A 12,932-nucleotide genomic window follows, 5' to 3' on the forward strand; every position below is an offset into this window, starting at 1 on the left:
ACAGCGAAGTTAGTGTTTGATTTGATAGCAAACATTACGTTTACAGGTTTCGGCCAGTAGTTACCGAATGCGTTTTTAACACGACGTAGGTTGTTACGCAGTGTGTCTTCGCTTAGCACGAATAGCGGGCTACCGTATTGCTCGATAAGATCTGTTGCTTTACAGCCGCCGATCAAAAGATCGTCGCCTTGAGTGGTTAGCTCGTCAGTTGGAGTAAGAATGTTTTCGAGGCGCTCAGCGTAGTTCATCGTTGCTTTTTGTTCAGCAAGTAGTTGTTTTTGCTCATTAACAATAGCAGTTAAGTTATTTACTGTTTCTTCTAGGCGATGCTGATATTTCATTCCTGACCTCATATCGTTTAATAGTCATCACTCTTCAACTTACCAATAAAGTGAAAGCAATTCGGTAACTGGCAATAGTATAATGATCGAATAAGGAATAAACACCTCACTGGGCGTCAAGAAAACTTACACCAAAACCAGTTGCACATTTGATTAACATTTACTTAATCTATGATAATGGTGCGATACACTATATTGGGATCATGAGTGATCGATTTTGTGAAGTGGATATTGTGTGCGCGTACCGTAACTCTGAGGGCGGGTTTTACTTATAACTGTGACCTGCTGCAAGGTATTACGTCTGTTCTTCTAAAATCCCATCCCGCATTCATCTGCGTAGTGAATGTGTCAATAGCTAAAAAGTCAAAATGTGAACAGAATGTTACCAAGGTGGTCAATTTAATTGACTCTCAGTGACGTTATTTGATGCCACCCCTAGGCTAATGTTTGGCCACTTGTTTGATGGCTAGTGGGGTTTCTTTGTTCAAACACTACAGCTACAAACCTTATGTGCGAACTGACATTTAGTGATAGAGAAACGTCCTAATCACTGGGTACTGGCTCGCGACCAAATCTTTATAGAGGGAAAACTATGTCTTTTGATATCAACAATGCTAAAGGTGTATTCACAACTGTCGAAGCTGCTATTGAAGCAACACACAAGGCCCAAGTCGAATTCTATACGAGCTCTACTAAAGAGAGCCGAGAAGCCATCATTTCAGCAATCCGTAATGCTGTTCTAGAGCGCGCCGAAGATTTTGCAAAAATGGTTCGTGAAGAGACAAAGATTGGTCGCGTTGAAGAAAAAATCGCAAAACACCAGCTGGCTGCATTAAAAACACCAGGAACTGAAATTCTTGAAACAAAAGTTTGGTCTGGTGACAATGGTATTTCTCTAGAAGAACGCGCACCGTACGGCGTCATTGGTGCGGTTACTCCGGTAACAAACCCTACAGAAACACTAGTCAACAACGCCATTTCAATGCTAGCGTCTGGCAATGCGGTAACGTTTAACGTTCACCCATCTTCAAAAGTAGTATCAGCAGTCATGATTGATATGCTTAACGAGACCATTGTTGCAGCTGGTGGTCCAGAAAACCTAGTAACTATGGTTAAAGAGCCAACACTCGAAACTCTAGGTGAAATTGCTAAATCTCCAGTGATCAGCATGTTGGTTGGTACGGGTGGCCCGGGTCTAGTGAAAGCTATCCTACAATCTGGTAAGAAAGGTGTTGGCGCTGGTGCTGGTAACCCACCAGTTATCGTTGACGCAACAGCAAACCTTGATCTAGCCGCTGCAGGCGTATTTGGCGGTGCATGCTTTGATAACAACTTACTGTGTATCGGTGAGAAAGAAGTCTTCGTTGAAGATTCGGTTGCAGATGAATTCGTTGCAAAACTTGAAGCAACAGGTGCTTACGTTCTTTCTGCTGAAGAAGCTGAAAAGCTAACGGCTCAAATCCTGACTATGGACGAAACAGACGGTGCAAAACCATGCACAGCGCAAGAAATTGCTCGCGTATGGCACCCAGTGAAAGAGCACGTTGGCCAGGATGCAAGCGAAATCCTTAAGACCATCGGTGTTGAATCTGAAACGCGCCTTGCGGTAATGGTTGTTGAGAACGATCACCCACTAGTACACGTAGAGCAAATGATGCCAGTACTTCCAGTGGTTCGTTGTGCGAACATCGACGAAGCTATCGAACGTGCTGTCGCTGCTGAGCGTGGCAACAAGCACTCTGCATGTATCTACTCTGGCAACATCGAGAACGTGACTAAGTTCGGCCGTGCAATCAATACAACTATCTTTGCTCACAATGGCCCAACGCTATCTGGTGTAGGCTACAACGCAGAAGGTACGTGTACGTTTACTATCGCAGGCCCAACTGGCGAAGGTATCACCAACGCAATGTCGTTTACTCGTGCACGTCGCTTTGCTATCGCGCAAGGTGGCCTACGCATTGTATAATGCCTAAAAAGTACTGCCCTTAATCATGAAAGCCTCATCTACATAGATGGGGCTTTTTGCATTTGAGCTAGGTTAGGATATCTAACAATGCTACTTGTTTTTGATTCTACCCATTTGAAAGATGTGTTGAAGAGATTGGCTTACCCATTCGGTAAGGGCGCTATGACGGTGTCTTGGGTGATAGTAGCAACTCACGTTGGTTTTGATGTTCTTATTTAAATGTTCAATGGGTAGCACTCGCAGCGAGGGGTATTTTGCTACGGGGAAGCAATCACTGGTGACATAGAACATGTCGGATTGCTCAAGCACCTCCAATAGCACCAACGGGTATTCGGAACTAAAACCAAACGAGACATCGTAGCCATGCTGTTTAAAGAACGAGATTGTGGGCGGTTTAGGAATATTGTTATATCCAGGCACAATCAATCGCGCCAAAGGGTATTTCGCTAAATTTTCTATCGTGACTGGTTCTTTGGTGAGAGGGTGGTCTTTAGAGACAAGAATCGCGGGATAGGTTTGTGTGAGCACTGTTGATGCCAGAGAGGGAAACGCCATGATGTCTTGAGCTATCTCTTGAGTCTCATCATGTATCACGCCCATGTACACGTCACCAACTTCAATATCTCTGGGCGAATGATCGCTCCATGCTAAAAGTTTAATCCTTAGGTTAGGGGCGTGCGTTTTAAAATACAAAAAAATAGCGCTGCCTAAACTAAAGACATGTACCGGTGATAACGCAATGGAAAGTTCTTGGTTCAACTGCTTTGGGTCAAACTCGTCAACTTCGCTCAATACGGCTGAAAGTCCTTCTAAATAAGGCTCGATTTTCCCGGCCAATTCTTCTGAAAACACGGTTGGCGCAAGGCCGTTAGGCACTTTAACAAACAGTTCATCATCAAAGTGGTGTCTGAGCTTTCTTAAAGCCTGGCTTATCGCAGGTTGAGACACAAACAAGCGTTCCGCGGCTTTGCGTGCATTCTTTTCCTGATGAAGCACAACAAACGTTCGTAACAAGTTGAGATCAAGATTGATAAAGCGGTTCTTAGCCAAAACAATACCCTGAGGGAAAACCATATTTCGATGTTAGCATAACATTGAGGGTAGCCCGTAATTAAAAAAGCCAGCGTGTTCGACGCTGGCCTGGTACCACTAAATGCGATACGTTATTGATGATCTAGAAACGGTAACCAACCGTGAAAGAGAGGTAGTCGGTGTCAATATCGTCGTAAGTGCCTAAGTCATAGCGAAAGTCAGCGTACATTCCCATGTCCAGTTGTGCTCTCACACCCATCCCTACATGAAGGTTAGAATAGCCACCATAGACGTTGCCCCAACTGCTGTTGGTATCAAGGTCTTCACTGGTTGACGTCAAACCGATTGCACCGTATGGCTTGATCGCAAAACCGTCTAATTGAAACGCATAACCAATATCTGCATCCACTTTTAGGGACGAACTCTTGTAATTGACACTGTGCTCGATGTCTGGCACGGATACGTCATCACTGTGGTTGGTGTAAGACACATTAATACCGACGATTTCGTTGAAGTCGTAGCCATACTCTAATTTAATACCATTGCCCAACTTCCAGTCAGGCACGTTAAAAGAGGAATTATCGCTCAATGTCAGGTTCGAGATGCCCGCTCCAATACGGTGACCGTTATATTCAGACGCTGCTGCGCCAAAAGACAATGCAAGCAGGGTTGAGGCTAAGATAGTTTTTTTCATAATAAACTCGTGGGGTGATTAGTATCAATGACATCCAAATCATGCAAGGGTCTAACCGTGACCTTCTCAGAAACGAGTACGAGTGTATTAACTGTGGGTTATCTAATCTAATGACTAGGTGTTAACTACGTCATAAGTATTGGTTATCACGGCTCCCACCCAGCCACTATGGGGTATGTTTGCTCAGTTAGATCCTAGCGAAATATCCAATTGAAGGTTTTTCTTATGATCCAGAGTGACGCTTTCAGCGTTTGCTTTATAAGATAAAAGGTAACACGAGAAAGGCTCGATACTAGCTCGATAGTGCCTTGCAGTACTTTGTAGCCATCAGAATGTTGGAATTGGTTGAATATCATTACGTTCTCTATTTGCAGTTGATGAACAAGATGGTACGTCTTTTGGTTGTTAGGGGCTTACCATATTGCGCCACAGATTTAATATTAGGATTCATTATCGCCAAGGATGCAGCGGCGATACAGTTTGGGGGTTAAGCCGCTAATGCGCTTAAAAGCTCGCGAGAAATGAGCGATATCGGAATAGCCTAATTGACTGGCTATATGGGTGAAAGACATCCCTTGCTCGATGAGCTCAACAGACGCAGAAAACATAAGGTTGTCTTTGAGTCTTCTAAAATTGGTGTTTTCTTCTTTGAGTCGCCGTTGAAACGTTCTCGGTGAAAGCTTGAGCAACTTCGCGGCTTGAGCGACCGAAAGGTTGTGTTCTTTGACGTAAGGCAGCAGAGCAGTATACACCTGGTCGGTGAAATTGGCGTGCCAAATGATCGCTGGCTCGTTTGAGATCGATTGATTGGTTGCTCGTACAATTGAATGATCCAGGATCTCATCTTCAATGAGCAGTGCTAATTTCTCTTGACCAACAAAGTACTGTACTGAGTCGCCAATGATCGCTTTGTAAATATCGACATGATCAGATTGGGTTTTTATTTGTTTGGGTATCCAGTCAGAGCGGGTGAACACACGAATAAGCTCGATAGTAAACAATGCCGCGTAAACCTCAGTCCATAAGAATAGCTCGTCGTCTTCGAAATCCTTATATCGGAAGTACCAGTTACGTCCATAGGTTTCTTCTAGCCCAACGAAAGTACCAATAGAATCACATCTATAAATGGCATTGCTAGCCTCAAGAGCCTCTCGCACAGAGTGAAATGAGGTAAAATAGGGAAGCACTTTTGGGACGAAGCTATGAACGATAGCGGTTCGCAGAATGTCACCAAATTGAACGATTCCAGACTGGTTGGCGATGAGGAAAAGGAGTCGTCTAATGGGTTCGACAGGCAGGAATTGATCTTCGATATTATCCAGATCAGCAGGTAAGCCTGACTCCCGAATCAATTCGTGAGGATCAAGATTATATTGAGCAAGCAACTCGACAAAAATCTTGGCGTAATGAGATTTAAGAAGTTCGGTTTGACTGATAAAAGCCTCCCTTAGAATCCGTTGCATTATTTTGTGCTGAGGTCGTGTACAAAACAAAGCGTAGCATGGAATCTCCTATCTATGGTTTTTGCTTGAAGTCTTACACACTAATTGGTGTTGGGTCATTTCTCTCTTGAATGGGTTATAAACTGAGTATTTTAGTCTATAGGTTCATGTAGTTAGGCTATTGATTTATAGAAAGGATTATTTGATGAGCAGCGAGCCAGAACCCAAAGAAAACCATTCATCCAAAGAACACTCTCCTTCAGCTGAAACATCCAAGTCAAATCGAAAAACGATTTTACAAGCTTGAGTGATCCGGCGGTAGTGTGTGAAGTTGTAGTGATTGAATCGCAAAAGGTCGTCAAAGCGCAAAACTGAAAAAGAGTCTAGAGAAACTAGTCCGCTTCGCGGCTAGTAGAAGCTCACAGGTAAATAGAATTCTAGTTCAAACTGCTCATCGCTTTCTAAAAAATGATTTTTATTGTAGTGAACATAGGCTGGGGTAGACTGCATTTTTAACCCGGAGTTAGGCAGCCAGCTTTCCTGTATTTGTGAAATCTGTGGAAGCAATTCCCCGTATCGGCCAATTAAAGAAAATCGAGCGTATAAACCTTTAGGGATAGTGAGCTGATTGACGAGCCCACGTCTAAGTAATGGTCGATCAATTTCTACGCAAGCAACATAATGGCAGTGCTCAAGTTCTACCCAGGCAGGATTGGAATGATGAATACCATATTGGGCTTTAAACGATCTTTGTTCAGAGCTGGCCCAAGCTTTAAGTAGTTGCCATGTTCGTTTAATAGTTCGGTTATAGCCAACGTGGCGGATATAGGCCACGCGACGTTCTGGCACTTCGACAATCGTAGGTTCACTGATGGGTTGGGAGGCGATTTTCTCGTAGCAGCGTGCAATTTCTTTATCGCGCAGATAAGGCTTGTCTGAGCGAGCAATGACCGTGTTTCGCCATGCGCCGGGTGAGCACGAAAACAGTTCACCAAAGGCTCTAGAAAATGAAGATACAGAGTTAAAACCTGACTTGTTAGCGATATCAACAACTGTTGAAGTCGTGTCGAACATCAATTGATTTGCCGCGTATTCCAGTCGAGTTCGTCGAATGTATTGATGCATTGATTCACCCACCACTTCTTTAAATACCCGATGAAAATGTTGTTCTGAGTACGCCGCTACCGAGGCTAGGTGTCTCCCCAGTAATTCACGAGTGATGTCTTGGTGGATGTAGTTAAGTACATCGTTGATTCGAGAAATCTTTTGACTGTCATCTTTTGCCATGTCGCTTCCAATTCGCATAAATGGACATGTTGTAAAGCATAAATAGACATGCTGTCTTTGGCAACATTTTGTAGTCTATAGATAAATCAATAATGAGAAGTCACCATGCAAATTGCCAAATCACTGCAACAAATCCAATCGTCTTATATTCGTGAAATATTAGAGGCGGCAAGTAACCCAAATGTGATTTCCCTTGCAGGTGGATTGCCTAACGATGCGACCTTTCCGATGGATATCATCAAGCCCGCAATGGCAAAATTAGGCGAAGAACTGGCCATTTTCCAATATGGGGACACCGCAGGTTATGGACCACTGCTTGATCACCTTTATACGCGTTATCAGCTGCCTGCTAATCAAAAAGCGATGATCACTACGGGCTCGCAACAAGGATTGGATCTGATTGCAAGAGCGTATATCGATCCACAAGACTGTGTTGTGATGGAAGCACCAAGTTATCTAGGGGCGATGCAGGTATTTGGTTTGTGTCAGGCAAATATTGTCACCGTCGAGCAAAATAAGCAGGGGCCAGATATCGAGGCTCTGGAGCAGTGTTTTATCAGCAATGCGCCAAAGCTCTTTTACTCGGTTCCTGATTTTCATAATCCAACGGGTGTGTGTTGGTCGCTGGCGACAAGGAAGGCGGTTGCCGCACTTTGTGAAAAGTACTCGGTAACACTAGTGGAAGACGCGCCGTATCGCGAGCTCAGATTTAGTGGTGAAACGCTGCCAATGGCGTCTTCATTTTGCCCAGACCACTCGATAGTGCTGCGTTCATTTTCAAAAATTGCTGCGCCGGGGCTGAGAATTGGAATGGTTTCAGGAAAAGAGTCTCTGATACAGCCATTAATCAAAGTAAAGCAAGGTGCTGATTTACACTCAAGCGTGCCAATGCAGGCTCTACTTCTCGAGCTCCTTAACAATGACAGTTTTGCTCAGTGCTTAGAAAACAACACCGCGCTGTATCGAGATCGTTATAACAAAATGGCGGAAGAATTAGAAAAACATCTCCCCAACGGGTGTGAGTTGACGCAAGTTGAAGGCGGAATGTTTGTGTGGGTGAAGGTGCCACAATGCGATACGTTTGCCTTAGCTAAGTCATTACTCGCCGAAGGTGTGGCTGTCGTACCGAGCGATGTGTTCTATCCACCAAGCGCTGCAAAGTCGAGTGCACTGAGGCTGAACTTCACCAACTGCTCGCCGTTCGATCTCGACATCGCAATCCAAAAAATTGGTCAGGTGCTACGCACCCAGTGCTAGTCTAGACTAGAAACCAATGCTTTTGATTTGATTAAGCCAGAGTGAATGTACTCTGGCTTTTATGAGTCTATGTTTTAACCTTGGTTTAACTCAAGCTGACTGGTCTGTGTTTCACTCGGCGATTCATAATGATGTAGGCAAATTGTGGCATCAGAGACATGGTGATCATCCCCAACATCATGGAATATTGTAGTGGTGTGAATGACTCACCGAGTAGTAACATCCCAGATAGAATCCCAGCCACAGGATTGGTAATGCTACCAAAGGTAAACTCGACGACCGTCATACGTTGTAGTAGCCATACGTACATCGCATAAGCAAAAGCAGTGTTCAACAAAATAACCCAGCCTAGTCCCAATATGTTGTGCACATCAATGTTGCTTAAAATGGCTTGGTACAGTTCGGGTTGGATAAGTGCTTGCCCTGCAGCAGCAACAGACAAAATCGAACCGCCAATCACCAATTGCCAGGTTAACACCGTCCACCAAGGGATCCTCAACCCAAGGGTTTTAGTAATCGTGCTACCTATAATAATGCAAATAATCGCCGCGATCATGGCAAACAGACCAATTGGATTGAGCGATAAATTAGTTGGATCGAATAACACCCACGCCATAGCGATCAAAGAGATGCCCGAGACAAGTTGAGTACGCGTTGGGCGGGTTCCCTTGGTTGTCCAGTGAAAGAACATTGCGAACACAGGAACCGAAACCATACCTACGCCAGAAATGGCGGAAGGGAGTGTAAGAGCCATGACAAAAATGAGTCCAAAAAACGTTGCGATGTTAATTAAGCCAAGGCTAATTAAGATGGGCCAATCCTTGTTTTTCGGCAGCGTGGGCTTGATAGCGAATAAGATCAAGCCAGCAGGTAACGCTCGCAGGGCACCAAGCAACAATGGTGGCCAGTCGGGTAAAGAAAACTTGGTTACTGCGTAGGTGGTACCCCAAAAAAACGCGGGTAGCATGGCTAAAAGTATATTCATATTAACTATCTTTATGTGAAGATAATGGTATTGTAGTGAAAAATAGCCACTTGTAAAGTATCTTTATGTTAAGATTGTTTTACGCGCGTTTTGACAAATAGGAATTAGAAATGGATGCGATGGACAAAGTGGCTACGCAATGGGCAAGCGAGCGACCAGATTTAGACACAAAGCCAATGATACTGATTGGACGCATACTTAGAATTGCCAAGCATTTAGAAACCAGCATTTCGGCCCTGCATAAGGAATATGATCTGAAATTGGGTGAGTTTGACGTTTTGGCGACTCTATTACGCTCTTCGTCGCCTTATGAGTTGACGCCTTCGGAACTTATTAACTCACTGTTTCTTACATCGGGGGCAATGACCAACCGATTGGATAAGCTCGAAAATAAGGGCCTGATTGTTCGCGAGCACAGTAAAGAGGACCGCCGCAGTGTCATGGTTAAGCTGACCGCCGAAGGCATCAAACTTATCAGTGAGCTGATCAAGCGTCATGTTGAAATACAACATCAATTGGTGTCTTCGCTGGGTCTTGAGCAGCGCGAACAGGTTAATGATCTGGTTAAGTCGTGGTTAGGGCAATTTGAAAGCGCGTAACAGACTTAAAAGTAAGTGCTGTAAAAAAAGTAGCCAGTAATGGCGAGACTGGTGAAAGTCACAAAGCGTTTAACCCAGATTTGCGGCACTTGTCGAGACAGGTGAGCTGCGACATAACCACCAGTGAGTGTCCCGAGTAGTACTGCCAAGCCAGATGTCCAATCGATCAAGCCGTTGACTAAAAATAGCGCTATGGCTATCAACGAAACACAGGTTGATATTAATAACTTAAGACCGTTCATTAGGTTTATGTCGCTATAGCCAGCGACGGCCAAATAACTCAGGCCAATCACGCCCAGCCCAGCATTGAAAAATCCGCCAAAGACCCCGACACCAAACAAAAAAAGTGCCAGAAAAACTGTCACCACAGTGCTCATACCGTTGGTTTTATTAGATTGCTTTTTTAAGTGATTATTGGCTTTGTCGCCAAAAATAAACAGCAGTGTGGCCACAAGAAGCAGCCAGGGGATAGCGTACAAAAATTGCTGCTCAGAAGTGTGGATCAGTGTTGCTGCACCGGTGATGCCTCCAGCAAAACTTAACAACACGATCTTCAATAACTGCGTGCGATCTTTTAGTACTTCATGTCTAAATGCATAAGTGCCACTGATGTAACCGGCGCAAGCAGCGAATGTGTTGGTCGCGTTAGCAATAATGGGTGGAACGCCAACAAACATCAATGTGGGAAACGTAATAAAACTGCCACCGCCAGCGACGGAATTTAAAACGCCACCCAGAATACCGGCAACAAACAGCAGACATAGTTGAAAAGCATCGAAGGTCATGGGGTAGCAATTTTTCCAAGTTTACAATTTGTTAACTGTAAATCACCACAACCTTATTGGCTAGTATCAGTCACTTAAAAGCTCGGCGTGATCAATGCCTGCCAGAGCACATTGCTCATCAAGATCCGACAAATCGCCGCTGACACCCACCGAACCGACAACGTCTCCACTAGTGCTGCGGATCAAAAGCCCTCCGGGTACTGGCACCATATTGCCTTGAGCAAGCACGTTGATCGCAGAGATAAAGGCTGGCCTATCGCACGCATCTTGGGCTAATTTGCGAGAAGAACACCCCAACGCCAGCGCGCCCCAAGCTTTGGCAATGGCGATGTCTGGGCGCATCATGCTTGCACCGTCCTGGCGCTGCAGTGTGACAAGTTTTCCACCACTGTCTAATACCGCGACAGTGAGCGGCGCGCTGTTAGATTGCTTTCCAGATTGGAAGGTACCCTCAATAATGGTCAGTGCCTGTTGCAATGTTAAGCTTGCCATAGTCTCTCCTTCATAGGTTGCAAGGGACCTACGTCGCTTTAGCAATACTCTGGTGCCACCCATGCGATATGGCATACGTGGCACCATCAAGAGGCTTGCTTGTAAGGTCCCTTAAGCTAATTCTGCTTGTGGTGTATTAAGCAGTTCATAGCTTGGTAAAGTTAAAAAAGGTGCGAAAGACTCAGCCGTCGACAACTCATAAAAAAGTTCGGCAGTTTGTTGGAATCTTCCTTGGTGATAGCGAGCTTCACCAACTTCGCACTTGATGGTGTCTAACTCCTGGTAAAGCCATTGTCTGAATTTGGATTTGTTCATCACTTGTCCATCATCAAGGCGCACAGCGTGATGGATCCACTGCCAGATCCCGGCACGAGAAATCTCTGCGGTAGCAGCATCCTCCATCAAGCCATAGATGGGAACGCAGCCATTGCCCTGGATCCAGGACTCAATGTAATAAAGAGCAATTCGGATATTCTTTCTAACGCCTTGCTCATTACGCTCGCCAGGACAAGGTTCAAGTAGCTGGTGCGCACATATTTCTTCTTCATTGCCAATGAAATGAAGCTGATTAGCCTGACCATCGAGCTTTTTGTTGAAAATGCTCATCGCCAAATCAACAAGCGCTGGGTGGGCAACCCAGGTGCCATCGTGGCCATTAGCCGCTTCGCGATCTTTATCTGCAATTACTTTTTGTGTTACTTGCGCCATGATGGCGGGATCCTTGTTGGGAATAAATGCCGACATTCCACCCATTGCAAGGGCGCCCCGCGCATGACATGTTTTGACCAATAACTGGCTATAGGCGCTAAGAAAAGGTTGCTCCATGCCAATTGAATGTCTATCGGGCAAGATACGCTCTGGATGGCTTTTTAATGTTTTAATGTAGCTGAAAATGTAGTCCCAGCGGCCGCAGTTCATAGCCACAATATGCTCGCGCATCGCATAGAGAATTTCATCCATTTGGAATACAGCAGGAAGAGTTTCGATGAGAACTGTTGCGCGAATGGTGCCGCGTGGCACATCAAAGTATTGTTCAGTAAAATAAAAGATGTCGCTCCACCATTGCGCCTCTTCCATGCTCTCGAGTTTGGGAATGTAGTAATAGACGCCTTGCCCTTTGTTTGCTCTTGTCTGGAAGTTGTGGAAGAAATACAAAGCAAAGTCCATCAAACATCCTGCAATTGGCTCGCCCTTGAATCGAATGGAGTTTTCGGGCAAATGAAGACCACGTGGGCGGGCAATGAGCAAAGCTGGATTGCTACTAATACGGTAGTGGGCGTTCTTTTTATTATCGAAGTAGTCAATGGTGCCTAGGTTCGCATCTCGTAGGTTGATTTGCCCCTCCACCATGTTTTCCCAGGTTGGCGCGGAAGCATCTTCAAAACAGCACATAAATACTTTTGCCCCTGAATTGAGAGCATTAATCACCATTTTTCGATCAACAGGTCCTGTGATCTCGACACGTCGATCAAGTAAATCATCTGGGATCGGCGAGATCTGCCAGGATTTATCGTTGCGGATATGGGCCGTGTCCTCTCTAAAGTCAGGAAGAGTGCCGCGATCAAAAGCGAGTTGTTTTTGTTTTCTTTGATCGAGCAAGCCCCGATGTGAGGCTGTAAATCGTTCGGCGAGTGAGGACAGAAATAATCGAGCTTCGTCGTTTAAGATCTGCTGATACTCTTTGTTTTTGAGGCTACCCACGATTTCGAGTTGTTGTGTCGTTGTTGTTCGATGTATTGAGTCCGTCATTTGTTATCTCCTTTCAAGCAAATACAAAATTGTTCACAACGTTGTATTCAACTTTTATTTATACATATGTGCTCGCTTTTCGTCCAATGAAATTTAACCTCCAGAGTAATTTTTCTTTATATTAATTATTTTCACATAAAGATAAATCGACATAGGTGGTTGTTCTGTAACGATTAATTCATTTGTCGAGTTGATGGGTTTGTGTTTTTGTTATGAGTTTGTTGTGATTTAGGCTTGCCAAACTTCCATCAAGGATCAATAGTACACAATACTAAATAAAATTGTATACAATTGAGCTGG

Annotated in this window: 11 protein-coding genes and 1 pseudogene; 3 read left to right on the forward strand and 9 right to left on the reverse strand. The window is 44.6% G+C overall.

The window, feature by feature from the left end; translation table 11 throughout:
• Nucleotides 1-341, reverse strand: a pseudogene (locus tag LNL84_RS04180) (diaminopimelate decarboxylase family protein); the annotation flags it as partial.
• A 592-nt stretch (nt 342-933) separates the two neighbouring features.
• Here LNL84_RS04180 and LNL84_RS04185 point away from each other — a divergent pair.
• Nucleotides 934-2,310 (forward strand): aldehyde dehydrogenase, encoded by a 1,377-nt coding sequence (locus LNL84_RS04185; protein ID WP_244355422.1) that lies wholly within the window; start codon nt 934-936, stop codon nt 2,308-2,310.
• A gap of 90 nt (nt 2,311-2,400) precedes the next feature.
• On the opposite strand, the gene LNL84_RS04190 is transcribed toward LNL84_RS04185, so the two are convergent.
• The 4 genes from LNL84_RS04190 to LNL84_RS04205 all read right to left on the reverse strand — a co-directional run bounded on the left by LNL84_RS04190 (nt 2,401) and on the right by LNL84_RS04205 (nt 6,765).
• Nucleotides 2,401-3,360 carry a LysR family transcriptional regulator gene (locus LNL84_RS04190; protein WP_244355423.1) on the reverse strand — a complete coding sequence of 320 codons (960 nt, stop codon included), beginning with the start codon at nt 3,358-3,360 and terminating at the stop codon, nt 2,401-2,403.
• 124 nt (nt 3,361-3,484) lie between these two features.
• Nucleotides 3,485-4,036, reverse strand: coding sequence for a porin family protein (locus LNL84_RS04195; RefSeq protein WP_244355424.1), 552 nt, complete (start codon nt 4,034-4,036; stop codon nt 3,485-3,487).
• Nucleotides 4,037-4,476: 440 nt separating this feature from the next.
• The gene (locus LNL84_RS04200) at nt 4,477-5,499 is read right to left on the reverse strand and encodes a helix-turn-helix transcriptional regulator (protein ID WP_244355425.1); all 1,023 of its coding nucleotides are present in this window, start codon (nt 5,497-5,499) and stop codon (nt 4,477-4,479) included.
• Between the two features lie 387 nt (nt 5,500-5,886).
• The gene (locus tag LNL84_RS04205) at nt 5,887-6,765 is read right to left on the reverse strand and encodes an AraC family transcriptional regulator (RefSeq protein ID WP_244355426.1); all 879 of its coding nucleotides are present in this window, start codon (nt 6,763-6,765) and stop codon (nt 5,887-5,889) included.
• Between the two features lie 105 nt (nt 6,766-6,870).
• Here LNL84_RS04205 and LNL84_RS04210 point away from each other — a divergent pair, with 105 nt between their 5' ends.
• Nucleotides 6,871-8,022 carry an aminotransferase-like domain-containing protein gene (locus tag LNL84_RS04210; RefSeq protein WP_244355427.1) on the forward strand — a complete coding sequence of 384 codons (1,152 nt, stop codon included), beginning with the start codon at nt 6,871-6,873 and terminating at the stop codon, nt 8,020-8,022.
• A gap of 85 nt (nt 8,023-8,107) precedes the next feature.
• Here LNL84_RS04210 and LNL84_RS04215 read toward each other — a convergent pair whose 3' ends face one another.
• On the reverse strand, nt 8,108-9,007 hold the full coding sequence (locus LNL84_RS04215; protein WP_244355428.1) for a DMT family transporter: 900 nt from the start codon (nt 9,005-9,007) through the stop codon (nt 8,108-8,110).
• 110 nt (nt 9,008-9,117) lie between these two features.
• Here LNL84_RS04215 and LNL84_RS04220 point away from each other — a divergent pair, with 110 nt between their 5' ends.
• Entirely contained in the window at nt 9,118-9,606 is a 489-nt protein-coding gene (locus LNL84_RS04220) for a MarR family winged helix-turn-helix transcriptional regulator (RefSeq protein WP_244355429.1), read from the forward strand.
• Nucleotides 9,607-9,611: 5 nt separating this feature from the next.
• Here the strand turns inward: LNL84_RS04220 and LNL84_RS04225 are convergent, their stop codons facing one another.
• From LNL84_RS04225 to aceB, 3 genes are all read right to left on the reverse strand, one after another.
• On the reverse strand, nt 9,612-10,391 hold the full coding sequence (locus tag LNL84_RS04225) for a sulfite exporter TauE/SafE family protein (RefSeq protein WP_244355430.1): 780 nt from the start codon (nt 10,389-10,391) through the stop codon (nt 9,612-9,614).
• 66 nt (nt 10,392-10,457) lie between these two features.
• Nucleotides 10,458-10,883: a GlcG/HbpS family heme-binding protein gene (locus tag LNL84_RS04230; RefSeq protein ID WP_244355431.1), complete on the reverse strand. Its 426-nt coding sequence runs from the start codon at nt 10,881-10,883 to the stop codon at nt 10,458-10,460.
• 111 nt (nt 10,884-10,994) lie between these two features.
• Nucleotides 10,995-12,632 carry a malate synthase A gene (aceB, locus tag LNL84_RS04235; protein ID WP_244355432.1) on the reverse strand — a complete coding sequence of 546 codons (1,638 nt, stop codon included), beginning with the start codon at nt 12,630-12,632 and terminating at the stop codon, nt 10,995-10,997.
• Nucleotides 12,633-12,932: the final 300 nt, after the last annotated feature.

The sequence above is a fragment of the Vibrio gelatinilyticus genome, assembly GCF_022836845.1.
GTDB classification, from domain to species: Bacteria; Pseudomonadota; Gammaproteobacteria; order Enterobacterales; family Vibrionaceae; genus Vibrio; species Vibrio gelatinilyticus.

What these genes read in the sequence shown, in the direction of transcription:
- LNL84_RS04185 (WP_244355422.1), top strand. Translation starts at nt 934, where the DNA reads ATGTCTTTTGATATCAACAATGCTAAAGGTGTATTCACAACTGTCGAA.
- LNL84_RS04195 (WP_244355424.1), bottom strand. Translation starts at nt 4,036, where the DNA reads ATGAAAAAAACTATCTTAGCCTCAACCCTGCTTGCATTGTCTTTTGGC.
- LNL84_RS04200 (WP_244355425.1), bottom strand. Translation starts at nt 5,499, where the DNA reads ATGCAACGGATTCTAAGGGAGGCTTTTATCAGTCAAACCGAACTTCTT.
- LNL84_RS04205 (WP_244355426.1), bottom strand. Translation starts at nt 6,765, where the DNA reads ATGGCAAAAGATGACAGTCAAAAGATTTCTCGAATCAACGATGTACTT.
- LNL84_RS04210 (WP_244355427.1), top strand. Translation starts at nt 6,871, where the DNA reads ATGCAAATTGCCAAATCACTGCAACAAATCCAATCGTCTTATATTCGT.
- LNL84_RS04215 (WP_244355428.1), bottom strand. Translation starts at nt 9,007, where the DNA reads ATGAATATACTTTTAGCCATGCTACCCGCGTTTTTTTGGGGTACCACC.
- LNL84_RS04220 (WP_244355429.1), top strand. Translation starts at nt 9,118, where the DNA reads ATGGATGCGATGGACAAAGTGGCTACGCAATGGGCAAGCGAGCGACCA.
- LNL84_RS04225 (WP_244355430.1), bottom strand. Translation starts at nt 10,391, where the DNA reads ATGACCTTCGATGCTTTTCAACTATGTCTGCTGTTTGTTGCCGGTATT.
- LNL84_RS04230 (WP_244355431.1), bottom strand. Translation starts at nt 10,883, where the DNA reads ATGGCAAGCTTAACATTGCAACAGGCACTGACCATTATTGAGGGTACC.
- aceB (WP_244355432.1), bottom strand. Translation starts at nt 12,632, where the DNA reads ATGACGGACTCAATACATCGAACAACAACGACACAACAACTCGAAATC.